Source organism: Ruegeria sp. CH10 (assembly GCF_056537125.1).
Window position 1 is genome coordinate 334529 of record NZ_JBQFQY010000001.1, and the last position, 25600, is coordinate 360128.

Below are 25600 nucleotides of genomic sequence, written 5' to 3' on the forward strand. Positions count from 1 at the left end.
GGAAATCCCGGCCCTTCCATTTGTTACTGGATCGGAGAGGTCTCATCCTCTGACCCCTCGGCGGGGTCCTGCGTTTGCTCCAACGCCCCGTTCACCACGCCGCCGACGCCATTCTCCATCGACAGGCCCAGTTCTTCGCCCAGTTTCTTGAGCGCGGGCATCTGCACCGCCATACCCATGATCGAATCCAGCGCCTGATTGACAACCGGCTTGTCGCTGTTGGCCGCGCCACCCGAGGCACCTGCCCCGATACCGCCCACCTGATGGATCTTGATCGAGTCGATCTTTTCCGCAGGCTTGACCATTTCCGAGATGATCGAGGGCATGGTTTCGATCCGAGCCAGATCAACCTTCATGCGGATCTGCGCCGCGGACAGGACATTGTCGGCCTCGACAATCGCGCGCTTACCTTCCGCTTCGGCCAGCATGTCGTTCTTCTTGGCCTCGGCCCGGATGTTCAGCGCATCCGCCTCGGCCTGTGCCTCTTCACGGCGGGCTTCGGCGCGGTCGGCGGCGGCCTCTTTCTCGGCCTGTGCGGCCAGACGGATGGCGGTGGCCTGACGTTCCGCCTCGCGGGTGGCTTCGATCAGGGCGATCTGCTTCTGACGCTCGGCCTCGGCCACCTCACGGGCGGTCGCCACGGCTTCGGTCGCCTTGGTCGCCTCGGCACGGGCAAGATCAGCAGATGCACGCGCGCGGCTTTCCTCTTCGGATTTCTGCGCGATGATGATCTGGCGTTCCTGTTCGGCCACTTCGATCTCACGCTCTTTGGCGATCTCGGCGTCGCGGATTTTGCGTTCCCGCTCAATATCTGCCGAACGAATGGCCTCTTCGCGGGCGATCCGGGCGCGCTCGGTTTCACGTACCGAGTCTTCGGTCCGGGCCGCGATCTCGGCCTCTTGCGCGACACGCATGGTTTCAACTTTCTGGGTCTGCTCAATCCGCGCCTGCGCCTCATCCTGTTCGATCAGCAGCTTCTGACGTTCTGCTTCCATGGCGGCGCGGCGCACCTCAACCTCAGCCTCGGCATCGATCTGCGCGCGCTCTTTCTTCGAGGTTGCAATTACCTCGGCCAGCTTGCGCATACCCACGGCGTTAAACGCGTTGTTCTCATCCAGAGCTTCGAACGGCGTCTGGTCCAGCGCGGTCAGCGAGACGGATTCCAGCGACAGACCGTTTTTCAGCAGATCTTCGGACACGGCATTCTGCACTTCTTGCACAAAGTCGGCGCGGTTTTCATGCAGCCCGTCCATGGTCATCTGAGCAGCCACGGCGCGCAGACCATCGATCAGCTTACCTTCGATCATCTCGCGCAGTTGCTCGACATCAAAGGTACGGTCGCCAAGTGTCTGCGCGGCGCGCGCGATGCCCTCTTCGGTCGCCATGACCGAGACGTAGAACTCAACGCCCACATCCACGCGCATCCGGTCCTTGGTGATCAAGGCAGCCTCGCCGCTGCGCTGCACCTCAAGGCGCAGGGTCTTCATGTTGACGGGGCTGACCTCATGCAGCAGCGGCACGATGATGACGCCGCCATCCATGATGACTTTCTTACCGCCTGCACCGGTTTTCACCAGACTGATCTCACGGGTCGCGCGGCGGTAAAGACGGCCAAGAACAAGGCCAATGAACAAGAGTACGGCCAGAATGGTCACAATTGTGACGGCCAGGAATGGAAGTTCCATGCAAAATCCTCCGAGTTGGGGTTTGAAATTTGGTTAGACTGACAAGCCGACCAGAACGAACCGGTCGCGCCGTCTGTCGCGCAGAACAAGGACTTCTGTGCCCTGCTCCAGCGTCTCGTTATCCTGCAGCGGCTCAGCGCGCAGGTAATGGGTGTTGCCAAAGCGATCCATGATGCGCACCTCGGCCGGACGCCCGCGGGAGGCGGTGCCCTGCGTGATCACGCCACGCCTGCGGGCAAGCATCCGTTCCGACATAGCCTCGGTCTCGGTCTTGGGCAGAAGGCGGGCGAAGACACCGCCAAAGCCGCGCGCGAACCACAGACCAAAGGCACCCGCCGGGATTGCGGCCATCCAGGACGGCAGGTCAAAGCCCAGCAGATCGCGCAGCGCCAGTTGCAGACCCATGCCCGACAGGCCGAACCCCGCCAGCAGCACGGCCAGCCAGATCATGAAGGGCATTTTGCCGATCCCCAGCCAAGACAGCGGCCCTGAGGGCGCGCCACCGGGAGCGTCTGCCTCAACCTCGGCCAGCTCATAGTCGCCCAGATCAATATCGGCATCGATATCCAGATCCAGATCGGCCACGTCCAGATCGGGGGCGTCAATATCCAGATCGACCTCGCCCTCACCCGCCAGCAGGCTGCCACCGATGACCAGCGCCACCAGTTCAAGCGCCAGCAGGCCGAACAGCAGCGCAAGCGCAAAGGTAAAGGGCGCAAACGCACCCTCAAGCAAAAAGTCAAACATCAGCAGGTTGCCCTCGTCTATTGTATACTTTTGTATACCCAATAGATGGGTACTCATCGCGCAAATTCAAGAGGTTGTGATTCCACTATACAACTTATGGGTATTGTGCCTTGCCAGTCGGGCGCAATTCGAAACCCTGTGCACCTTGCGTTTTCACCGCCTCTGCGTGTCGAAAATGACATCTGGGCGAAAGCCGGGGTTTTTCTGGCCCGCGACTTCGGGTAGACGGGCGCGCAGACAGATACGTGGACACGCAAAATGGCTCGGATACTCATTACCTCGGCGATCCCCTACATCAACGGGATCAAACACCTCGGCAACCTGATCGGCTCGCAATTGCCGGCCGATCTGTACGCGCGCTATCAGCGTGGCCGGGGGAACGAGGTCATGTTCCTTTGCGCCACCGATGAACACGGCACCCCGGCAGAACTGGCCGCCGCGAAGGCAGGCAAGCCAGTGGCCGAATATTGTGCTGACATGTATGCGGTTCAGGCGGACATCGCGCAGCGCTTTGGCCTGAGTTTCGATCACTTTGGCCGATCCTCCAGCGCGCAGAACCGCCAGCTGACCCAGCATTTCGCGGGCAAGCTGGATGAGGCCGGTTTGATCCGAGAGGTCAGTGAAAAGCAGGTCTATTCCAACGCCGACGGACGGTTCCTGCCGGATCGCTATATTGAGGGCACCTGCCCCAATTGCGGTTATGACCGCGCACGCGGCGATCAGTGCGAAAACTGCACCAAGCAATTGGACCCGACCGACCTGATCGAGCCGCGCAGCGCGATCAGCGGCTCGACCGATCTGGAAGTGCGCGAAACCAAGCACCTGTACCTGCGCCAATCCGCGATGAAGGATCAACTGGATGCGTGGATCGACAGCAAGACCGATTGGCCGATCCTGACCACCTCAATTGCCAAGAAGTGGCTGCATGACGGCGATGGTTTGCAAGACCGTGGCATCACCCGCGATCTGGACTGGGGTGTTCCGGTCAAGAAAGGCGATCAGGACTGGCCGGGGATGGAGGGCAAAGTCTTCTATGTCTGGTTCGACGCCCCCATCGAATACATCGCCTGCGCCAGGGAATGGGCGGATGCCAATGGTAAAATGGATGCCGATTGGGAACGCTGGTGGCGCACCGACAAAGGTGCCGACGACGTGCGCTATGTTCAGTTCATGGGCAAGGACAACGTGCCGTTCCACACGCTCAGCTTCCCCGCGACGATTCTGGGCTCGGGCGAGCCGTGGAAGATGGTCGATCACCTGAAGTCCTTCAACTACCTGAACTATGATGGCGGTCAATTCTCGACCAGCCAGGGCCGAGGCGTCTTCATGGATCAGGCGCTGGACATCCTGCCTGCCGACTACTGGCGCTGGTGGTTGCTGAGCCATGCGCCCGAAAGCAGCGACAGCGAGTTCACATGGGAGAACTTCCAGCAATCGGTGAACAAGGACCTCGCCGACGTGTTGGGCAACTTTGTCAGCCGGATCACCAAGTTCTGCCGCTCGAAATTCGGTGAGACGGTACCCGAAGGAACGATTTCAGCCGATGAAGGCGATCTGATCACCGAACTGTCGGGCCGTATTCACGCCTATTACGGGCATATGGAGGCAATGGAGGTTCGCAAGTCCGCTCAGGAGTTGCGTGCTATCTGGGCGGCAGGCAATGAGTATTTGCAACGGGTTGCGCCGTGGACGACCTTCAAGACCGACCCCAGCACCGCTGCGGCTCAGGTCGCTGTAGGTCTGAACCTGATCCGCCTGTTTGCCGTGCTGAGCAGCCCGTTCATCCCCAGCAGCGCGGCTGCGATGCTGAAGGCGATGAACGTCACAAATGCGGATTGGCCCGATCCCGATAACATCCCGGCCGTGTTGGAGGCCCTGCCCGCCGGTCATGCGTTCACCGTACCTGACGTTCTGTTCGCCAAAATCACCGACGAACAGCGTGAGGATTGGCAGACCCGCTTTGCCGGAACGCGCGACTGAGACCGCGACATTCGCAACGGAAAGAACGGGGGCACACGCGGCCCCCGTTTTTGTTTCGGGGCGCCATGCCCCTGTACCCGAGCGTGAGGGGCTCTGCGTAAGTCAGCCTGCCGCCTTCAAAAAATCCACACCTGCCCCGATGCCGGACACATTCATGACGCTTGAGATATGAGCGCAAAAAAGTCATCCTGAGACAAAATCCATACGACTCGTCCGGATATCCTGTCGATCCGGGCAGATATCCTGTCTTTTTTAACGAGGCCCTTGCCATGTCCCCTGCATCGAAGAAACCGAGACTCCGCCTGTTCCGGCCCGCCCTTGCCGCCGTGGCCTGCGTGGGTATGGCACATGCGGCCTGGGCGCAGGATCAAAGTGACGCGCCGCCGCCTAAGGTTTCGATTGCAGCGGCCTATACACAAGAGATCACCGAAGAAGCCACATTCATTGGCCGGGCCGAGGCGATCGACAAGGTAGACATCGTTGCCCGCGTCAACGGGTTTCTGGAAACGCAGGACGTGACCGAAGGCTCGCTTGTGAACAAGGATGATCTTTTGTTCACCATCGAACCCGATCTGTATCAGGCCACGCTGGACGCGCGCAAAGCCGATCTGGACCGCGCCAATGCCAACCTGGAACTGGCCAAGGTGGAACTGGCGCGTAAACAAGAGCTTTTCTTGCGCGACGCGACCCCGGAATCCGAACGAGACATCGCGCGCGCCAACGAACTAGTGGCCGAGGCCGAGGTCAAAGCCGCGCAAGCCGCGATCCAGCAGGCCGAACTGGACCTGAGCTATACCGAAATTCACGCCCCCTTTGCAGGCCGGATCGGGCGGATCACGACCAGCGTTGGCGATGTGGTCGGGCCAAACAATCCGGCGCTTGTAAATCTGGTCAGCGAAGCGCCGATCTATGTGAATTTCTCACTGAACGAAAAGCAGTTCACCTCGGTGCTTGAGCAATATGGTGAGACTGCGGCCTCGCTGGCTGACAGCACCCAAAGCCCGAACGTGCACCTGACATTGCCCAACGGCACCGATCTGGATGAGACCGGCCAGATCGTCTTTGTGGACAACCGGATTGACCCTCTGACCGGCGCGATCACCATTCGGGCCCAGTTTGACAACACCAACCGTCTGATCGTGGACGGCGCATTCCTGAACGTCCAGATTGAGGCATTGGAACCCACGCTTGAGGTTCTGATCCCGCAGGCCGCCCTGCAACGGGACCAGCGGGGTGAGTTTGTTCTGGTCGTGAACGACCAGCAGATGGTCGAGCAGCGCTATATCACCACCGGCGACAATGTTGAGACGGCGGTCATCGTCAACGATGGCCTGCGCGAGGGCGAAAGCGTCATTGTCGAGGGCCTGCAAAGGGTGCGCCCCGGCGTGGCTGTCGACGCAGTCGTGGCGTCTGAGCAGCCGGGAGAGTAACAGATGTTCTCAGCCCTGTTCATCAGCCGGCCCAAGCTGGCGCTCGTTATTTCGCTGGTCCTGACCATTCTGGGCGGGATCGGCTATCTGGTTCTGCCGGTCGCGCAGTTTCCCGACATCACCCCGCCGGTGGTCAGTGTCACAACCACCTACACAGGTGCAAATGCGGAAACCGTGGAAAACACCGTTGCCGCGCCTATTGAGGCGCAGGTGAACGGTGTGGACGACATGATCTATATGACGTCCACCTCATCCGACAACGGCTCTTATTCGCTGAACGTGACGTTCGAGGTGGGCACCGACCCTGATATTGCATCAGTCAACGTGCAAAACCGTGTGGCGCAGGCCATGTCTTCGCTGCCGGCCGAGGTGACGTCTTCGGGCGTGGTCACGCAGAAGGCGTCGACCAACATGCTGCTTCTGGTCACGCTGACCTCGCCCAACGGCACGTATGACAGCGTGTTCCTGTCGAACTATGCGTCGATCAACCTCAAAGACGCGCTGGCGCGGGTTCAGGGTGTTGGTAAGGCCGACGTTCTGACCAATCTGGAATACGCGATGCGGATCTGGATGGACCCGGATCAGATGGCGGCTCTGTCCATCACGCCGGGTGACGTGATCAACGCCATCCGCGAGCAGAATGCCGAGGTCTCGGCAGGTTCGATCGGTGCGCCGCCCGTGCCCGAGGGGCAGACCTTTCAGTATACGATCAAGACCAAGGGCCGCCTGACCTCGCCCGAGGAATTTGGCGAGATTGTCATTCGCACAGGCGACGCAGGGTCCATCGTTCGGGTAAAGGATGTCGCGCGGGTCGAACTTGGGGCCCAGTTCTACGCGGCGTCCGGTTATTTCGACAGCGTGCCCGCCACAGTGATCGGCATCTACCAGGCCCCCGGCGCAAACGCGCTGGCCGTGTCCGAACGGGTCGAGGCCGAGCTGGAACGCCTCTCGCGCACCTTCCCCACCGATGTCGAATTTGACGTGCCGTTCAACACCACCGACTTTGTCGAGCAATCGCTGAACGACGTGGTCTCGACCCTGATCCTGACCTTCATTCTGGTGATCTCGGTCGTGTTCGTTTTCCTGGGCAGTTGGCGCGCGACGATCATTCCCGCCGTGGCCATCCCGGTCTCATTGATCGGGACATTTGCCTTTCTTCTGGCCTTTGGCATGTCGCTGAACACGATCTCGCTGTTTGCGCTGGTGCTGGCCATCGGGATTGTGGTGGATGACGCCATCGTTGTGGTTGAAAACGTCGAACGGATCATCGCGGATGAGGGGTTGCCCCCCGCCGAGGCGACCCGCAAGGCCATGGGTCAGATCACCGGCCCGGTGATTGCCACCACGCTGGTTCTTCTGGCTGTGTTTGTGCCCGTGACCTTCATGCCCGGCATCTCGGGGCGGCTTTATTCGCAATTCGCGGTGACGATCTCGACCGCTGTTGTGATCTCGTCGATCAACGCGCTGACCCTGTCCCCCGCCCTGTGCGGATTGGTTCTGCGGGCCCGGTCCGGTCCGCCCAAGGGTATATTGGCGGTGTTCGAAAAGTTCATCGGCACCATTCGCGGCGGCTATGTGGCAATTGTGCGAAAACTACTGATCCTGCCGGTCGTGGGGCTGGGCATTATCGCCGCCTTTGCCATGGGCACCGGTACGATCATGTCCAACACCTCCAGCGGGTTCCTGCCGCTTGAGGATAACGGATACCTCTTTGTCGACATCCAGCTGCCCGACGCGGCAACGCTGGAACGCACCGAAATCGTCTCGGCCCGCGTGGATGAACAGGTTCAGCAAATCCCCGGCGTTTCCAGCACCGTTCTGATCAACGGGTTTTCGATCCTGAACGGCACCACGACCAATGGCGCGGCGATCTTTGTGAACCTTGAAAACTGGGATGAGCGTCAGGACGATGACCTGAGCGCGAATGCCATTCTGCAAAAGGTTCTGGCGATTGCGAATGGGGAATCCGCGGCCTCGATCGTGGCGTTCAACCCTCCGCCGATTCAGGGCCTTGGCAACTCGGCCGGGGTTGAGATGGAGGTGCAGCAAACCGGTGGTGGCACACCGCAGGATCTGGCGTCAGCCGTGGGGTCCTTCGTCTATGCGGCGAACCAGCGACCCGAGATCGGTCAGGCCTATACCACCTTCCGCGCAAACGTCCCGCAATTGTTCGTCGATCTGGACCGTGAAAAGGCCAAGACACTGCAGGTCTCGGTGGCTGAAGTGTTCCAGACCATGCAGGCGCAACTGGGGTCGTACTATGTGAATGACTTCAACCTGTTCGGACGGGTTTATCGCGTGATGATCCAAGCGGATGGCAGCTATCGCGACAATGTTGAGGATATCTCGAACCTCTATGTCCGCTCGGAACAGGGTGAGATGGTGCCGCTGGGCACGCTGATCGATGTGGAAAACGTCTTGGGCCCGGTCCTGCTGAAACGCCACAACCTGTTCCGTTCAGCCACGGTCACAGCGGTGCCGGCACCGGGGCTATCGACCGGCGATGCGATCAGCGTGATGACCGAGGAATCGGCCACCGCCCTGCCCCCCGGATACGCCTTTGAGTGGACCGGGACCGCGCAGCAGCAGCTGGCCTCGGGCAGTCTGGTGATCATCATTCTGGGGCTGGCGATCCTGTTCGGCTATCTGTTCCTTGTGGGGCAATATGAAAGCTGGTCGATGCCTGTGTCGATCCTGCTGTCGGTGATCGTCGCCCTGTTCGGTGCCGTGGCTGCGGTGGCCATCGTGGGCAGTGACATCAACCTCTATACGCAGATCGGGATGATCATGCTGGTGGGTCTGGCCTCAAAGAACGGCATCCTCATCGTCGAGTTCGCGATGGAGCAGCGGGCCAAGGGCCTGTCGATCAAGGACGCCGCTGCCGAGGCCGCCTATCAGCGTTTCCGCGCCGTGATGATGACCGCCCTGTCCTTCTTGCTGGGTGTTGTGCCGCTGTTGGCGGCCAGCGGTGCGGGGGCGGCCAGCCAAAAGGCCATCGGTGTTGCCGTGTTCGGCGGCATGCTGGCGGCCACTTTGGTCGGCGTCATCCTGGTGCCCGTGCTCTATGCCCTGATGCAGAGCCTCAGGGAATGGCTCAAAGGGTCCAAGAACGATCCCGGCCCGTCCGAAGAAGCGGCCTGACACAACAATAAGCCCCGCCAGATCGGCGGGGCTTTTTTTAAGCAACTGCGTGCGTAAGGCGCTGTTCCATCGCCTCTTGTATCCGGGCAATCTGGTCCCCGGACAGGCGCAGGCCCAGCTTGTTGCGCCGCCAAACCACATCCTCGGCGCTGCGGGCATATTCCTTATCCATCAACCAGTTGAGTTCCCGTTCGGTCAGCGTGGCTCCGAAATCCTCTCCCATATCGGCGGCCGAGGTTGCATCGCCAAGGATCACCCGCGCTTCGGTTCCGTAAGCGCGCACAAGGCGTTCCGCCCACGCCCGATCCAGAAACGCGAAATCCGCCTCAAGCCCGCTCACCAGCGCCTGTACGCCATCCACCGGGAAATCCCCGCCGGGCAAGGCAACCCCTGCGGTCCAAGGGCCGGGCAGGTTCGGGAAGTGTTCGCCCACTTTCTCAAGCGCGCTTTCGGCCAGACGTCGATAGGTGGTGATCTTGCCGCCAAAGACGTTCAGCACCGGCGCCCCGCCCTGCGCGTCGACCTTCAGCGTATAATCCCGCGTTGCCGCCGTCGCGCTACTGGCCCCGTCATCATAAAGCGGCCGCACACCAGAATAGGTCCAGACGACATCGTCTCGGGTCACCGGCGTTTCGAAATACTTGCTGGCGAAGGCACAGAGATAGTCCTGCTCTGCCTCGGTGCAGATCGGGGGTTCGGCGGGATCGGGATGGTCCTGATCTGTCGTACCGATCAGCGTAAAGTCACGCTCATAAGGAATGGCAAAGATGATGCGGCCATCCTCGCCCTGAAAGAAATAGCATTTGTCATGATCGAAGAGCTTGCGGGTCACGATATGGCTGCCTCGGACCAACCGGACGCCCTCGCGCGAGTTCACGTGGATTTTGGTCTGGATGATGTCCCCGACCCATGGCCCGCCCGCATTGATCAGCATTTTAGCCTTGATCACGCGCACCTCATCCGTGTCGCGATCCTGAACGGTGATTTCCCACAGCTCGTCCACGCGTCTGGCCGCAATAACTTGTGTGCGTACCATGATGTCCGCGCCGCGCGCCTCAGCATCGCGGGCGTTCAGGACAACAAGGCGCGAGTCTTCAATCCAGCAATCCGAATACTCATAAGCCGTTTCGAACTTGTCCTGCAGAGGCCGCCCCTCGGGCGCGGTCTTCAGGTTCAGCGCAGACGCGCCCGGCAGGATTTTGCGCCCGCCCAGATTGTCATACATGAACAGACCCAACCGGATCAGCCAGGCCGGGCGGCAGCCCTTCATCCACGGCATCACCGTGCTCAGCAAACGTGAGGTCGGCGTGTCGGAATCAAACCGCATATCCTTGTGGTAGGGCAACACGAACCGCATCGGCCAGCTGATATGCGGCATCGCCCGCAACAGGGTTTCGCGTTCGATCAGCGCCTCGCGTACCAGACAGATTTCGAAATACTCAAGATACCGCAGCCCGCCGTGAAACAGCTTGGTCGAGGCCGAAGACGTCGCCGAGGCCAGATCATTCATCTCGGCCAATGCCACCGACAGCCCCCGCCCCGCCGCATCACGCGCGATGCCGCAGCCATTGATGCCGCCACCGATGATGAAAAGATCGACGGCCTTATCCTGTGACTGTTCCATGACCGGCAAAGCCTCCGTTGTTGAAAATGCACCTGACACCGCTGCGAACCCTCGTTTCGCGCATGTCTGCTTTCGTTTATGTTCGTTTTATCACATATACAACCAAAAACCTGTCGAAAAACTCTGGTTTCCATTGAAATGCCGCCCGAAAAGAACAAAAACGAACAAACCCAAGCAGGAGCGCAGATTTGTCCCTATCTTTTCGCCAGTCCGACATTCTGAATATCGCCAAACAGGACGGCCGGGTGATGGTCGACGATCTGGCGGCGCGGTTTGACGTGACCGTTCAGACCATCCGGCGCGACCTGTCCGAACTGGCCGATATGGGCAAGCTGGACCGCGTGCACGGCGGCGCGGTCCTGCGATCCGGCGTGTCGAATATCGGGTATGAGGACCGCCGCGCCCTGAATGCCGACACCAAGACGCGCATCGCGCAAGCCTGCGCGCAGGACATCCCCGACGGGGCGTCGGTTTTCATGAATATCGGTACTTCGACCGAGGCCGTGGCCCGGCAGTTGCTGGACCACAAGGACCTCATGGTCGTGACCAACAATATGAACGTGGCCAATATTCTGGTCGATAACGTCAATTGTCAGATCGTTGTGGCGGGCGGCGTGCTGCGCCGTTCAGATGGGGGGCTAATCGGGAACCTGACCATATCGACCATCGAGCAGTTCAAATTCGATTATGCCGTCATCGGGTGCTCGGCGCTGGATATGCAGGGCGACCTTCTGGATTTCGACTTTCAGGAGGTCCGGGTTAGCCAGACCATCATCGCGCAGGCGCGGCGGACATGCCTTGTGGCGGATCACTCGAAATTCCAACGCTCGGCCCCGGCGCGGATCGCGTCGTTGTCGGATGTGGATGTGTTCTATACGGATCAACCCCTGCCCCAACCCTTGGCAACCAAATGTCAGCAATGGCGGACAAGGGTCGCTTTGAGCAGCTGAGGCCCCAACGCGGCAAAAGCCGCGCTGGGACGTTGGCGCTTTTGCTGCCGGACACCGCGCCCAACTACAAATTGATTGACGAACCGCACGGCAACCGCAAAGGATAGGGCAACCTTCCCAAAAAGGGGGCACGAGCGTGGGACTCATAGGACAGCCGCTTGGCTTTTACGACTATCTGACATTTGTAGCGCTGATTTTGCTGCTGGCAGCGGTGATGGCTCTGTTTCTGTTCATCATGGGATTGCCGGGGCGCATCGCGATCAAGCGCAATCACCCGCATGCCGAGGCCGTCAAAATCATGGGCTGGATGGGCTTTCTGGCCGTGGTCCCGTGGGTGCATGCCTTTATGTGGGCGTTCCACGATGGCGTCACCGTAGACATCCGACGCAATCCCGACGATGAGAAAGACGCAATCCGAAAGGAAATCAAGCGCTTGGGCGGTACTGTGAATGAAGAATACCGTGATCCGCTTGACCCGGACGAGACGCAGAAAAGCTAAGGCCAAAGGAAATCCAAGACTATGTTTGTCGCCCTCGGCATTACGCTGTTCTACCTCATCTTTGTCTGGTTCATTTTCTTCAAAGCGAAATGGCTGAAATTCAACATCACCTGGGGCATCGTCTCGTTCTGGGTCGGTGCGCATCTTCTGCTGATTTTCCTCGTCGCGCTTCGGTTCTTCCAACCCTTCTCGGTCGACAGCCACGTGGTTCGTTCGACCATCCAGATCGTGCCGCGCCTGACACAGCCCACCATCCTGAAAGAGGTGCTGGTCGAACCCAATGTCGAGGTCAAGAAGGGCGACCCGCTGTATCGGTTTGACGACACGGTCTTTGCGCTTGAGGTTGAAGAGGCCACCGCGCAATTGGTGGCGGCCCAGCAGAACGCCAAGATCCTTGAGCAAGACGTGATCGCCGCGTCAGAGGCGGTTGAGCGCGCAAATGCGCAGCTGGCCTATGCCCTGACCCAGCAGGCCCGCTATGAGAACCTTGTGCCCTCAGGCGGCGCCCGCCAGGATGAGCTGGATCGCTGGAACGAACAGGTCACCGAAGACGAAGCGCTGGTGAAAGAGGCCGAAGCCAATCTTGAAAAGGCCGAACTGGCGCTGGATTCGCAGATTGACGGGGTGAACACGGGTATCCTTCAGGCGCAGGCGCAGCTTGGTAAGGCCGAGTATTTTCTGGAAAACACCACCATCTACGCCCCCGAGGACGGCATGATCGTGTCTCAACAGGCCCGTCCGGGTATGGTTGTGGGCGAGATACGACTGGGCGCGATTGCCAGCTTTGTCACCAAGGAAAACCCATATATTCTGGCCACGTACCGCCAGCAGAACCTGAAATTTGTCGAACCGGGCCAAGAGGTTGAGGTCGCGCTCGACCTGTATCCCGGCGAGATTCTGACCGGCAAGGTCGAGGCGATCTGGTGGGCCACTCGTCAGGGGCAATACCTGCCCTCAGGCCGCCTGCCCGGCTTTGAGTTGCCAAAACTGCCCGGACGCATCGCGGTGCAAATCTCGGTCGATGTGCCCGAGGGGCACACTTTTCCCGCCGGTGGGCATGCGGCGGTGGCAATCTATACCGGTCAGGGCCAAAGCTTTGAATTTCTGCGCCGCATCAATATCCGCCTCTATTCCTTTGCCAACTTCATCCGACCCCTGAATATCTGAGGACACATGACATGACCCGGGCCAGACTTTTACGCGGATTGACAGGCACCGTGGTCTGCGCAGCCCTGTTGATCGGATGCGCGCCCGTTGGGCCGGATTTCGTACGCCCGAACTCTCCGGTCGTGAAGGAATGGATCGAGGTCAACAGCCCCAGCGCCGGCCCCAGCGGCCTGACCTCGCGCAGCGCGCCCGTGGTCAAATGGTGGGAGACGTTCAACGACCCCACCCTTAACAAGCTGGTCAATGAGGCCTATGCCCAGAACCTTGACCTGCAAGTGGCCGGGGCCCGTGTCCTGCAGGCCCGCGCTCAATTGGGCATCGCCTTCGGCGAGCTCTATCCTCAGTCTCAAGCTGTCGGTGCCTCGATCGAACGCCGTCAGGTCAGCGACAATCTGGGGCCGATTGCCGATATTCGAGAGATTATTCCGCTGGATACCGAGTTTTCGACCTCGCAAGTGGGTTTTGATGCGCAGTGGGAACTGGACGTCTGGGGCCAGCAGCGGCGCGGTGTTCAGGCGGCGCGGTCCAATCTGGCGCTGCAGGTCGCGAACTATGACGACGCGCTTGTGACCCTGACCGGGGATGTGGCTGCGCTGTATGTCAACATACGCGCCCTGCAAGAGGCGCTGGTCGTTGCCCGGGAAAACATCCAGCTGCAACAGGAATCCGCCGATCTGACACAGCTGCGGTTCGACAATGGCGTGACGACCGAGCTGGACGTGCAGGAATCCACCGCCCTGCTCAACAACACCAAAGCGCTGGTGCCGGGGTTGGAGAGCGATCTGCAACAGGCCAAGAACGCGCTGGCGGTTCTGCTGGGTACAACGCCATCGCGGATGACCAGCCTGCTGGGCAATTCCGGGCGTATCCCTTCGGCCCGCGCGAATGTGGCTGTGGGCGTCCCGGCCGAGCTGCTGCGCCGCCGCCCGGATGTACGCGCCGCAGAACTGGCCGCCGCCACGCAATCGGCTGAGGTTGGCATTGCAATGGCCGATCTCTATCCGCAATTTGTTCTGTCGGGGTCCATCGGCCTGCAGGCGTCGGGCGGGCGCGATTTGTTCTCGTCGGCAAGCTCAACGGGGTTGGCCAATGCCGGTGTCGTCTGGAATGTGCTGAATTACGGGCGCATCAAAAACAATGTGCGCGCGCAGGATGCGGCTTATCAGGCGCTGATCGCCAATTACCAGAACACCGTCCTGACCGCCTATTCCGAGGTCGAAAGCGCCATGGTCGCCTATGCACAATCGCGCAAACAGGTGGCGTTTTATGAAAACAGCGTCGCCGCCTCGCGCAAGGCGGCGGACATCGCGGTGGATCAGTATCGCGACGGCATCGCAGATTATTCCCGCATCCTGAACACGCAAACCGCGCTGCTGAATTCACAAGCGAACCTGATCGATGCGCGCCAGCAAGTCTCAAGCAATCTGGTTGCTGTCTACAAGGGGTTGGGTGGCGGCTGGCAAATCCGTCAGAACCGGGAATTCCTGCCTGATACGGTACTGGCCGAGATGGCCTATCGCACCGATTGGGGCGACCTGCTGCAACAGGACCCCACGCAGGCCAGCCTGAACTAAGCCTTACTTGGTCAGGCCCCGCAGCCCGCCCGAGATCAGGATATTCACTTCATACAGAATGCGTGGGGCCGCAAACCCACCGGGGCTGGCCAGATAGTTCGGGCTCCATTCCGGGTCGAATTTCTGTTTGAAACTGCGCAGCCCCTCAAAGTGATAGAACTGTTCACCATGTTCATAGACGAACCCGCCCACCCGGTTCCAGAATGAGGCCAGCTGCCGGTTTTCGATCCCGGAAAACGGCGCAGCGCCCAGCGAAAACCAGTGGAACCCCTGCTCGGCCCCCCAGGCCATCATCTCGGCAAAAAGCGCGTCCATCACGAAACTGGGGCTGTCGGGCTCATATCGCATCAGGTCCAGCGACAGCTCGGACTTGTGGCCGCCCTGAAACAGGTTAGCAAAGGCCACGATCTGGCCTGTCTCGCCGTTTTTCAGAACCGCATGATCGAAGTAGGACAGGTATTCTTCATCAAATCCGCCAAGGGCAAAGCCCTTTTCCGCGCCCGCCTTGTTCTGCAGCCAGTCATCCGAGATTTTACGCAGCTCGGGCAGGATCGGGGCAAGGTTTTCCTTCGGGATAATCTCGAACACATAGCCTTCCCGCTCGGCCCGGTTCTTGGCCTGACGGAACCGCTTGCGCGATTTACCGTCCAGCGAGAAATCACCAAGCGGCACACGCGCCACCTCACCTATTTTCAGGATCGACAGGCCAAGGTCCAGGAAGGTCGGCAGATACTTGGTGGACACGCTGTAAAACGCACACAGCTTGCCTTCGCGGTCGGCCATTTCGCGCAATTGCCAGATCAGTTGCTGGCCTGCCTTTTCGTCACCCACCGGTTCGCCCTTGGTGATCAGGGCATTGCCCGTATCGGCATAGGCCAAAAACGCGCTGTCATCAGGTGCGATCAGAAACTGCTTGTCCCCGGTCAGGGAAATCTGCGCCTCGGTATCTTCGGCCTCAAGCGCAAGGCGTTCGACGGCTTCGGGGATCACGGTGCGGGCCACTTCGGGGATTTCACGACCGAACAACGAATTCACTGCGACCACACCCAGAATGACCGCGACCACAAGGCTGGACCGCAGGAACCGCGAGGCGTCGCCATTCCAGGCAAACTCCCACCACAGGGAATTTTGGTATTCGACATGAGAATATGAGAACAGCCCGACCCAGAAAATCACCAGCATCAGGGCCATCACGCTGACCAGCCACGGGATGTTCAGGCGGAAGATCGACGCGCCGCTGACGCGATAAAACGCCCCCCGGAACGTGGCCAGAATGGCGATCGCGGCCAACATGCCGATGGCCTCATGCGTGTCCAGCCCCTTGGTCAACGAGGCAAAGAACCCCGCCACCATCAGCAACATCGCCACGATCCACGCGCGGTAGAGTTTGCGAAACAGCCCGCGCGACACAAGGATCAGCAATACGCCGACCACGCTGCCGGTCAGGTGTGAGGCTTCGATGAAAGACAGCGGCAGAAAATCCCGCAACACGCCCAGATTCTGGCTGCTGGACGGCAAGGCCCCCGACACCAGCAGAATGATCCCGGCCGCCGCTGTGACACCGGCGGCCACCATCGGCACAATCGGCCGGATCGCGCGATACACCCATGTCGCAGCCCCGCTGATGTGGTGGCGATGGGTCAGCGCCGAGGCGACGGCAATCGACAGGCTGGCGATGACAAATGGCAAGAAGGTATAGACCAGCCGGTAAAGCAGCAGCGCCGCGATCACGTCAGACCGGCCCGAGGCCCCAAGCCCCGCGATCACGGTGGCCTCAAAGGCGCCAATCCCGCCCGGCGCGTGACTGAGGATGCCAACCGCAATTGCGCCAATGAAGATCGTGAAGAAATAGGGATACCCGACCCCAAGGTCGTCGGGCATCAAGGTGTACAGAACCATCGACGCACCAAACAGGTCGCCAATCGCGGCCACGGTCAGCAGCCCCGCCAGCTTGCCGCCGGGCAGGTTAAAGCCAAACCCGCCATAGGCCAGCTTGCGCCCGCCACGTGCCAGCCAGACAAACAGCGCTACCAAAGCGGCCAGCAGACACAGCCCGATCACCGTCTCGGTGGTATCACTGATCGGCAAAACCTTGGATATCCCGTCAGGATGCAGGGTCAGTAAGATCCCTAGCAACAAGACCAACCCTGACCAGAACGCGATCCACGAGGTCGCAATAACCCCCGCAACCCGGCTCAGGTCCAGCCCCAACGACGCGTATATGCGATACCGGATCGCCGTGCCGGTGATGTAGGAAAACCCAAGACAATTCGACACCGCATAGCCACTGGCCCCGGCCATTCCCGCGACGGTCAGAGGCACCTCACCCTTTGCCACGCTCTGCACGGCCAGCACGTCATACATCGACAGGGACAGAAAACTGAAACAGGTCCAGCAAAAGGCGAAGAACATCAGCTTCCACGACATATTCGCCACGTCAGTCTGGACGTCAGACCATTTGACGTGCTGCGACAGCTCGTGCAGCACCATCAGCGCGATCAGGGTCACCAGAATTGGAATGGCAATCCGCACCGCAGGCTTTTCCAAAAGCCCGGTGATCCGCTGCGCCCATCGTACAGCCCAAAGGTCTGTGTCTGTCTCTTGGGTCATATGGCTTTCCTGAACTGAGGGACGGCTGAGGCCTCATGCGCTGCGCGACTGTCGCACAATTTCGTTGAACCTCAAAGCGCTATGGCCCGATCAGACCCGCCCTTTGCGCGTGGATAGCAGCAGATTGGTTTCGGATCGGGTTATGCCCTCCATCCGGCGAATCTGGAACAGAACTTCGTCCAGTTCAGCAAGCGTTTCGGTGCCGATTTCAGCAATCAGGTCCCAGCTGCCATTGGTCGTGTGCACCGCCCGCACCTGACGCAAGGCCGCGATCCTTGCCATTGTCCGCTCGGTCCCGCGGCCTTCGATTTCCAGCATCATCAGCCCCCGCACCGGGCTTTCCGCCACATCCCGCCGGGTGAGCACGGTAAAGCCGACAATCTCACCGGATTGCTTCAACCTCTGCAACCGGCTGCGCACCGTTGTTCTGGTCACGCCCAGCGACTCCGCAAGTTCTGATAAAGACGCGCGCGCGTCGCGGTGAAGGGCGCTGAGCAGCCTGTTATCCAAATCGTCCATGTATTACCGCCATATCGATCAGTTCAGTTTCATTTTGAACATTTTGATGTCTTCTAGCAACCCAAGGTTTGATCCTAAATCAGCATATGGACAAAACACATGTAATACTGATCGGTGCCCCGATGGATGCAGGCAAGCGACGTCAGGGCTGCCGCATGGGGCCGGATGCCTATCGGGTAGCCGGATTGGATCAGGCCCTGGGCGATCTGGGTCACCGGGTGACCGATCTGGGCGATATCACTCCGGACCCGTCGCAAACCCCCGAGGATGCGCATTTGTTCGCTCTGCCTCAGGTCGTTGGCTGGACCAGCGCCCTCAGCCGCGCTGCACAGGATACGGCACCGAAGGGTCTGCCGATTTTCATGGGAGGCGATCACGCGCTGTCGATGGGAACCGTTGCAGGCATGGCCGCCCACGCGGACCGGCTCGGACGCCCCCTGTTCGTGCTGTGGCTGGACGCCCATAGCGACTTTCACACCCCCGACAGCACCGGCAGCGGCAATCTGCATGGCACGCCGGTGGCCTATTTCACCGGCCAGCCCGGTTTCGACGCCTTCCCACCTGTCCCGACACCTGTTCCAACCGACCGCGTGGGGATGATCGGCCTGCGCTCGGTCGATCCGGCGGAACGCGCGCGGCTGGAACAGGATCACGCCATGCTGGCCGATATGCGCAGCATCGACGAACACGGGATCAAGACCCCCCTGATGGCGTTTCTGGACCGGGTCCGGGCGGCAGATGGCATCCTGCATGTCTCGCTGGACGTGGATTTCCTCGACCCCTCCATCGCGCCTGCCGTCGGCACCACCGTCCCCGGTGGTGCCACCGAGCGTGAGGCCCATCTGGTCATGGAACTGCTGCATGAAAGCGGTCTTGTCTGCTCGCTGGACCTTGTTGAGCTGAACCCCTTCCTCGACGAACGCGGCCGCACCGCGAAACTCATGGTCAATCTGGCCGCCTCATTGCTGGGCCGCCGCATCTTTGACCGCCCAACCCGGAGCTTTTGATGACCCAACCTTCTGACAAGGCGCTGGTGCCTTTCGTATCCGTCGACAACATGATGAGGCTGGTGCATCACGTGGGCGTCGAGCGGATGATCACGCAAATCGCGGCGCAGATCGAAGCTGATTTCAAACGTTGGGAAAGCTTCGACAAAACCCCGCGCATCCCCGCCCATTCACCCCATGGCGTGATCGAACTGATGCCTACTTCGGATGGCGAGGCCTATGGCTTCAAATACGTCAACGGCCACCCCAAAAACACGTCCGAAGGGCTGCAGACCGTTACCGCCTTTGGTCTGCTGGCCGATGTCTATACCGGCTACCCGACCCTGTTGACCGAAATGACCCTGCTGACAGCCTTGCGGACGGCTGCAACTTCGGCATTGGTCGGCAGCTATCTTGCACCGAAATCCGCGACGACTATGGCGATGATTGGCAACGGGGCACAGTCGGAATTCCAGTGCCTTGCCTTCAAGGCGATGTGTGGGATCAAGGCCGTGCGCCTCTATGACACCGATCCCAACGCAACTGAGAAATGCGCGGCGAACCTGAAAAACTCGGGCCTGACGGTGGTTCTGTGCAAAACGCCCGAAGACGCCATTGAGGGCGCAGAGATCATAACCACCTGCACCGCAGACAAGAAGAACGCCACGATCCTGACTGACAACATGGTTGGCCCCGGCGTCCACATCAACGCCATTGGCGGCGATTGCCCCGGCAAGACAGAACTGCACCACGACATTCTTTTACGCTCGGACATCTTTGTCGAATACCCCGAACAAACACGCATTGAAGGGGAAATTCAGGCCCTTCCGGCTGACCACCCGGTGACCGAGATGTGGCAGGTCATGACCGGACAGGCAAAAGGACGCCGCGACGACCGCCAGATCACTCTGTTCGACAGCGTAGGCTTTGCGATCGAGGACTTCTCAGCCCTGCGCTTCATCAAGTCGGCCATCGAAGGCACCGATTTCTTTGAACCTCTGGATATGCTGGCCGACCCTGACGATCCGCGCGATCTGTACGGAATGCTGATGCGGGCGGGATAAAGGGGGCTCTGCCCCCGCCGCGCTTTGCGCGCCTCCCCCGGGGTATTTACAGACAGATGAAGTTTGGATCCGCTTCTTCATCTGTCCAGAAATATCCCGGAGCGCGAGGCAGAGCCTCGCAATGATCCCCTCAACCTGCCAAGGACGGCAGATAGAGAACAATCCCCGGAAACGCCACAAGCAGCGCAATTGTAACCCCGTCCGCGATAAAGAACGGGGTAACGCCTTTGAACACATCCTGAACGCTCAGGTCCGGGCGCACGCCTGCCACCACGAAACAGTTCAGACCGATGGGGGGCGTGATCAAACAGAACTCGGCCATTTTGACGACCAGAATGCCGAACCAGATGGCGCACATCGGCCCCGACATACCAAAGGCGCTGTCTGCCGCGCTGACCGTCTCGCCTCCGTTCAGGGCCATTACCGCCGGATAGACCACGGGCAATGTCAAAAGCAGCATGCCGATGGCGTCCATGAACATGCCCAGCACGGCATAGGCCAGCAAGATGCAGATCAGGATCAGCATGGGCGACATCTCTAGCGAGGTGATCCAGTCCGAGAATGCACCCGGCAGGTCGGCAAAGCCCAGGAACCGCACGTAGATCAGAACGCCCCAGATGATCGAGAAGATCATCGCCGTCAGCTTGGCAGTTTCCAATAAGGCCGATTTTAACTCTTTCCACCGCATGCCGTGAAACAGGGCAAAGCAGAAAACGATGAAGGCCCCGATGGCGCCGCCTTCGGTGGGGGTGCCCCAGGCTTTTTCCCCGAACGGGTTGTAGACAAAGCAGATGATGATCAGGATCACGGCGACGATCGGAAAGGCTCCAGGCAAGGCCGCGAAACGCTGCTTCCATGTAAAACCAGTGACCGGGGGACCAACGTTTTTGAACAACACGGCGATGCCAACGATCAGCAACCCGTAGATCACCGCCGAGAACGCGCCCGGTATGAACCCGGCCAGTAGCAGTTTGCCTACGTCTTGTTCGACGATGATGGCGTAGATCACAAGGATGGCCGAGGGCGGGATCAGCGAGGCGAGCGTGCCCCCTGCAGCCACCACTCCGGCGGCGAATTGCTTGTTATAGCCGACCTTCAGCATCTCGGGGATGGCGATCCGCGCAAACACCGCCGATGTGGCGACCGATGCGCCCGAAACGGCCGCAAAACCCGCCGTCGCGAAAACGGTCGAGACGGCAAGACCGCCCGGAACCCAGGCGACCCAGCGTTTGGCAGCCTCGAACAAAGCCCGCGTGAGGCCCGCGTAGTAAGCAAGATAACCGATCAGGATAAAGGTCGGGATCAGGCTGAGCGTATGGGCCGCCACTTTGGAATGGGGCACCTGCCCTGCTGTTTTGACGGCCACTGTCAGGGCCTTGCCGAAACGGTCCGGGTCATATCCGAACTTGGCCCAGAAAATCCAGACCAGCCCAACCAATCCGGCCAACCCCGCCGCGAAGGCCACGCGCATGCCCGTGACCACCAGAACCAGCAGGCCAGCTGTGACCCAAAGGCCGATGTCTATCGTGTCCATGCGCTAGTCCTACCCTTCGAATTGCTCGGCCTCAGCTGCGGCCTGTGCGGCGGCATCCTGAATCAAAGGCACCGCCACCGGGTGCTCCAACCCAAGAACCAACGCCCGGCCGTAGCCCCAGATTTGCAGGACTAGCCGCGCGCACAGGACCGAGAAAGCGACCGGTGCCAGCAGCTTGGCGGGCCAGAGGGGAATGCCGATATCGATAGAGCTATCCCGGCTCCACAGCGGCGCGCCAAAGTCGAAGGAGCGGTCGAAATGGGACCAGCTGCCCCAAACCAGCGCCAGCATCAGCACAAGGATCAACACGACCGAGATCAGCTCGAACAGCCAAAGCGCCCGACCGTGCAGGCGTGCAATCATAATGTCCATGCGAATGTGGCCGCCACTGCGCTGAACGTAAGAGATGCCCAGAAACGCAATCAGCGGCATCATCTGCTCGATCCAGTCCACGTAGCCCGGCAGCGGTGCGTTGATCGCGTTGCGCCCACTGACCGAGACCACCGCCAAGACCATCAGTCCAAAGACGGCAATCCCGCTGATCAGGGCCAGAAACTGTTCCAGTTTTAATAGATGACGGTCCAGCCGACTTAGGCGACTGCTGTCCTCAAGCACCGTGGCCTGTCCTGCCATCCCGGTGATCCCCTGTTTTTATGATTAGTGTCCGGGTGCCCGGTCAGGCACCCGGATCGGGCATTCAGTTGCCGCTGCGCTGCTGTTCAAGTGTTGCCTGAACCAGATCATAGAGATCCTGCGCAGGCAGACCCTGAGCGGTCATATCCGCAATCCACTGCTCGCGGATCGGATCGGCGGCCTTGGTGCGGAACTCTTCGATCACGGCATCGTCGATTTCGACCTTCTGCACGCCCTTCTCGGACAAGACGCTGTCCCACTGTTCCAGCAAACCGTCATAGTTGGCGAGGTAGTGATCAATCGCCTCAGCGACCGAGCTGTCCAACGCCTCGCGATGGTCGGCGGGCAGTGCCTCATAGGCGTCGATATTCACCACGACCGGGCAGTTCACCGTGCCCGGGTTCAGGTTGGCGGTCCACCAATCGGCTTCATTGATGGTGCCGAAGGACAGGTGCGCGTGCTGAGCAAAGGCGACTGTATCGACGACACCTGATTCCATCGCATTGAAGGCTTCGGTCGCCGGGACCGAGGTCGGCACGCCGCCCACGGCCTCAAACGCCTGACCCAAACCGCCAGTGGCCCGGACGCGCATACCGTCGAAATCGGCCAGTTCATCGCGCGGATCACCTGTGCCGACAATGTTGTACTGTGGCATGGGCGAGGTCATGAGCAGCCGCGCGTTCCACTGCGCCATTTCATCCTGAACCGCCGGGTGATCATAGACCGCATGGCTGACGGCCACCTCTTCTGCCAGAGTGTTCACGCCCAGAAACGGCAGTTCCAGAACGGTAATGGCGCGGTTCTTGTCGCGGTGGTAGCCTGCACAGAACTGGGCCATCTCGAAGGCGCCGATCTCAATCCCGTCCAGATTCTCACGCGGCTTGGACAGGCCGCCATAGCTGACATTGATGGTGAATTCGCCATTGGTTTTCTCGCTGACCAGTTCAGCCAGTTTCTCAACATGCTCGGTAAAGGCGCGGCGCTTGCCCCAGACCGAGGCGCTCCATTCTGTGGCGGCGGCCTCGGACACGAAGGCCACGCACAACGCTGCGGCGGCTGCGCCGCTGAACAATTTTTTCATAATGGTTTCTCCCTTTGATGCGCTTCTTGTCCAAGCGCTTGCAGCCAAAGCTAGCGCCAACATCAAAACCTGCCAACCCCGGACATGCGGCAACCGGGGCGACTGTGGGCGCTAACAACCAAAAGCTGATAGCAACCTGAGAAATTCCGCCCTGAGACTACGCGAGATACTTAGTGACATTTTTCATGTTGATTTTATTGCGTTATTTCACCTTCTTCTGATTTTATTTACAGTTTTCCCGGCGGGCGTAAAATTTGTTTACAAACAAATGCTGTGATTTCGGTAATTTATTTCATTGTTTTCAGTTCTCCGTATTATCCGTATTGGGGAGGAACAGGATCGACAGAGTCTGCTTTTGGGGGCACAGATTGATCCGATGATTTCAGTCCAGAGGGAGGAGCCTCAGAATGACAACCGCTGCCCAGGCAGATGCTAACGTATATCCGCCGTCCGCTGACACCATTGCACGCGCGCATGTCGACGCCGAAAAGTACAATGCGATGTACACGGCCTCGATCGAAGATCCCGTTGCGTTCTGGGGTGAACAGGGCAAACGGATCGACTGGATCAAGCCCTACACTCAGGTCAAAGACGTCAACTACGATTTCGGTTCGGTCAAAATCAACTGGTTCGCAGATGGTACGCTGAACGTTTCCGCCAACTGCCTGGACCGCCACTTGGAAACCCGTGGCGATCAGACCGCCATCATCTGGGAACCGGATGATCCGCAGGACGCCGCACAACATATCACCTATGCCGAATTGCACCGCCGCACCTGCCGGATGGCAAATATTCTGGAATCGATGGGCGTTCGCAAAGGCGACCGTGTTGTCATCTATCTGCCCATGATCCCCGAGGCCGCCTATGCGATGCTGGCCTGCGCCCGTATCGGTGCAATCCATTCAATCGTTTTCGCGGGCTTCTCACCTGACGCTCTGGCGGCGCGGGTCAACGGGTGCGGCGCCAAAGTCATCATCACCGCAGATGAGGCCCCGCGTGGTGGCCGCAAGACCCCGCTGAAGTCCAATGCCGACGCGGCGCTGCTGCACTGCAAGGACACTGTGAAATGTCTGGTGGTCAAACGCACCGGTGGTCAGACCACCTGGATCGACGGTCGCGACTATGACTACAACGAAATGGCGCTGGAAGCGGACGACTATTGCGCGCCCGCCGAAATGAACGCCGAAGACCCCCTGTTTATTCTGTACACCTCGGGCTCGACTGGTCAGCCCAAGGGCGTGGTGCACACCACCGGCGGCTATATCGTCTATGCGGCGATGACCCATGAGATCACCTTTGACTACCACGAAGGCGATATCTACTGGTGTACGGCCGATGTCGGCTGGGTCACGGGCCACAGCTATATCGTCTATGGCCCGCTGGCCAATGGCGCGACCTCGGTGATGTTCGAAGGTGTTCCAACCTATCCGGACGCAGGTCGTTTCTGGGAGGTGTGCGCCAAGCACAAGGTCAACCAGTTCTACACCGCCCCCACAGCGATCCGCGCGCTGATGGGTCAAGGCAATGAATTTGTCGAAAAGCACGATCTCAGCGATCTGCGCCTACTGGGCACCGTGGGTGAGCCGATCAACCCCGAAGCGTGGAACTGGTACAATGACGTGATCGGCAAAGGCAAATGTCCCATCGTTGACACCTGGTGGCAGACCGAAACCGGCGGGCATCTGATGACCCCCCTGCCCGGCGCGCATGCGTTGAAGCCCGGTGCCGCGATGAAGCCGTTCTTTGGCATCCAGCCTGTGGTTCTGGACCCTCAGTCCGGCGTTGAGATCAGCGGTGACGGTGTCGAAGGCGTGCTGTGCATCAAGGACAGCTGGCCCGGCCAGATGCGCACCGTCTGGGGTGATCACGAACGGTTCGAGAAGACCTATTTCTCGGACTATAAAGGGTACTACTTCACCGGTGACGGCTGCCGTCGCGACGAAGGTGGCGATTACTGGATCACCGGCCGCGTCGATGACGTGATCAACGTCTCGGGCCACCGTATGGGCACTGCCGAGGTTGAAAGCGCGCTGGTGGCACATGCCGCCGTCGCCGAAGCCGCCGTGGTTGGCTATCCCCATGAAATCAAAGGGCAAGGCATCTATTGCTATGTCACTCTGATGAATGACCGCGAGCCCAGCGATGAGCTGCTCAAAGAGCTGCGCAGCTGGGTCCGGACCGAGATTGGCCCGATCGCCAGCCCGGACGTGATCCAGTGGTCCCCGGGCCTGCCCAAGACACGTTCAGGCAAGATCATGCGCCGTATCCTGCGCAAGATCGCCGAGAATGACTTTGGCTCGCTGGGTGACACTTCGACTCTGGCTGATCCGTCGGTGGTCGATGACCTGATTGCAAACCGCGCGAATAAGTGAGGGA

At 59.9% G+C, this 25600-nt stretch carries 18 protein-coding genes; 10 read left to right on the forward strand and 8 right to left on the reverse strand.

Going from position 1 to position 25600, the window contains the following annotated elements:
• Positions 1–23: 23 nt before the first annotated feature.
• Both ACRZ94_RS01675 and ACRZ94_RS01680 read right to left on the reverse strand, forming a co-directional pair.
• A complete protein-coding gene (locus ACRZ94_RS01675) occupies positions 24–1685 on the reverse strand; it encodes a flotillin family protein (protein WP_480796527.1) in 1662 nt (553 codons plus the stop codon).
• A gap of 33 nt (positions 1686–1718) precedes the next feature.
• Positions 1719–2432, reverse strand: coding sequence for an OB-fold-containig protein (locus tag ACRZ94_RS01680; protein ID WP_480796528.1), 714 nt, complete (start codon positions 2430–2432; stop codon positions 1719–1721).
• Between the two features lie 258 nt (positions 2433–2690).
• On the opposite strand from ACRZ94_RS01680, the gene metG reads away from it, so the two are divergent.
• The 3 genes from metG to ACRZ94_RS01695 all read left to right on the forward strand — a co-directional run bounded on the left by metG (position 2691) and on the right by ACRZ94_RS01695 (position 8983).
• On the forward strand, positions 2691–4412 hold the full coding sequence (metG, locus tag ACRZ94_RS01685) for a methionine--tRNA ligase (protein ID WP_480796529.1): 1722 nt from the start codon (positions 2691–2693) through the stop codon (positions 4410–4412).
• A 269-nt stretch (positions 4413–4681) separates the two neighbouring features.
• Complete coding sequence (locus ACRZ94_RS01690; protein ID WP_480650816.1) at positions 4682–5842, forward strand: efflux RND transporter periplasmic adaptor subunit; 1161 nt, start codon at positions 4682–4684, stop codon at positions 5840–5842.
• A gap of 3 nt (positions 5843–5845) precedes the next feature.
• Positions 5846–8983, forward strand: coding sequence for an efflux RND transporter permease subunit (locus ACRZ94_RS01695; protein WP_480796530.1), 3138 nt, complete (start codon positions 5846–5848; stop codon positions 8981–8983).
• Positions 8984–9020: 37 nt separating this feature from the next.
• On the opposite strand, the gene glpD is transcribed toward ACRZ94_RS01695, so the two are convergent.
• The gene (gene glpD / locus ACRZ94_RS01700; protein WP_480796531.1) at positions 9021–10607 is read right to left on the reverse strand and encodes a glycerol-3-phosphate dehydrogenase; all 1587 of its coding nucleotides are present in this window, start codon (positions 10605–10607) and stop codon (positions 9021–9023) included.
• A 188-nt stretch (positions 10608–10795) separates the two neighbouring features.
• On the opposite strand from glpD, the gene ACRZ94_RS01705 reads away from it, so the two are divergent.
• From ACRZ94_RS01705 to ACRZ94_RS01720, 4 genes are all read left to right on the forward strand, one after another.
• Entirely contained in the window at positions 10796–11557 is a 762-nt protein-coding gene (locus tag ACRZ94_RS01705; protein WP_480796532.1) for a DeoR/GlpR family DNA-binding transcription regulator, read from the forward strand.
• A 136-nt stretch (positions 11558–11693) separates the two neighbouring features.
• The gene (locus tag ACRZ94_RS01710) at positions 11694–12056 is read left to right on the forward strand and encodes a DUF3302 domain-containing protein (protein ID WP_480650808.1); all 363 of its coding nucleotides are present in this window, start codon (positions 11694–11696) and stop codon (positions 12054–12056) included.
• Between the two features lie 21 nt (positions 12057–12077).
• Positions 12078–13223: an HlyD family secretion protein gene (locus ACRZ94_RS01715; RefSeq protein WP_480796533.1), complete on the forward strand. Its 1146-nt coding sequence runs from the start codon at positions 12078–12080 to the stop codon at positions 13221–13223.
• Positions 13224–13234: 11 nt separating this feature from the next.
• Positions 13235–14797: an efflux transporter outer membrane subunit gene (locus ACRZ94_RS01720; protein ID WP_480796534.1), complete on the forward strand. Its 1563-nt coding sequence runs from the start codon at positions 13235–13237 to the stop codon at positions 14795–14797.
• Positions 14798–14800: 3 nt separating this feature from the next.
• On the opposite strand, the gene mprF is transcribed toward ACRZ94_RS01720, so the two are convergent.
• Entirely contained in the window at positions 14801–17407 is a 2607-nt protein-coding gene (gene mprF, locus ACRZ94_RS01725; RefSeq protein WP_480650803.1) for a bifunctional lysylphosphatidylglycerol flippase/synthetase MprF, read from the reverse strand.
• Positions 17408–17497: 90 nt separating this feature from the next.
• Entirely contained in the window at positions 17498–17926 is a 429-nt protein-coding gene (locus tag ACRZ94_RS01730; protein ID WP_480650801.1) for an Lrp/AsnC family transcriptional regulator, read from the reverse strand.
• A gap of 86 nt (positions 17927–18012) precedes the next feature.
• Here ACRZ94_RS01730 and rocF point away from each other — a divergent pair, with 86 nt between their 5' ends.
• The gene (gene rocF / locus ACRZ94_RS01735) at positions 18013–18933 is read left to right on the forward strand and encodes an arginase (protein WP_480796535.1); all 921 of its coding nucleotides are present in this window, start codon (positions 18013–18015) and stop codon (positions 18931–18933) included.
• Positions 18933–19976, forward strand: coding sequence for an ornithine cyclodeaminase (locus tag ACRZ94_RS01740; RefSeq protein ID WP_480650797.1), 1044 nt, complete (start codon positions 18933–18935; stop codon positions 19974–19976). Before rocF ends, ACRZ94_RS01740 begins: the two co-directional genes overlap by 1 nt.
• 130 nt (positions 19977–20106) lie before the next feature.
• Here ACRZ94_RS01740 and ACRZ94_RS01745 read toward each other — a convergent pair whose 3' ends face one another.
• From ACRZ94_RS01745 to ACRZ94_RS01755, 3 genes are all read right to left on the reverse strand, one after another.
• Positions 20107–21510, reverse strand: coding sequence for a TRAP transporter large permease (locus ACRZ94_RS01745; protein ID WP_480796536.1), 1404 nt, complete (start codon positions 21508–21510; stop codon positions 20107–20109).
• A 9-nt stretch (positions 21511–21519) separates the two neighbouring features.
• Positions 21520–22143 (reverse strand): TRAP transporter small permease subunit, encoded by a 624-nt coding sequence (locus tag ACRZ94_RS01750; RefSeq protein WP_480796537.1) that lies wholly within the window; start codon positions 22141–22143, stop codon positions 21520–21522.
• Positions 22144–22207: 64 nt separating this feature from the next.
• Positions 22208–23224, reverse strand: a complete 1017-nt coding sequence (locus tag ACRZ94_RS01755; protein WP_480650791.1) for a C4-dicarboxylate TRAP transporter substrate-binding protein — start codon at positions 23222–23224, stop codon at positions 22208–22210.
• Between the two features lie 407 nt (positions 23225–23631).
• Between ACRZ94_RS01755 and acs the strand changes: the two genes are divergently transcribed.
• The gene (acs, locus tag ACRZ94_RS01760; protein WP_480796538.1) at positions 23632–25596 is read left to right on the forward strand and encodes an acetate--CoA ligase; all 1965 of its coding nucleotides are present in this window, start codon (positions 23632–23634) and stop codon (positions 25594–25596) included.
• The last annotated feature ends 4 nt before the right edge of the window (positions 25597–25600 follow it).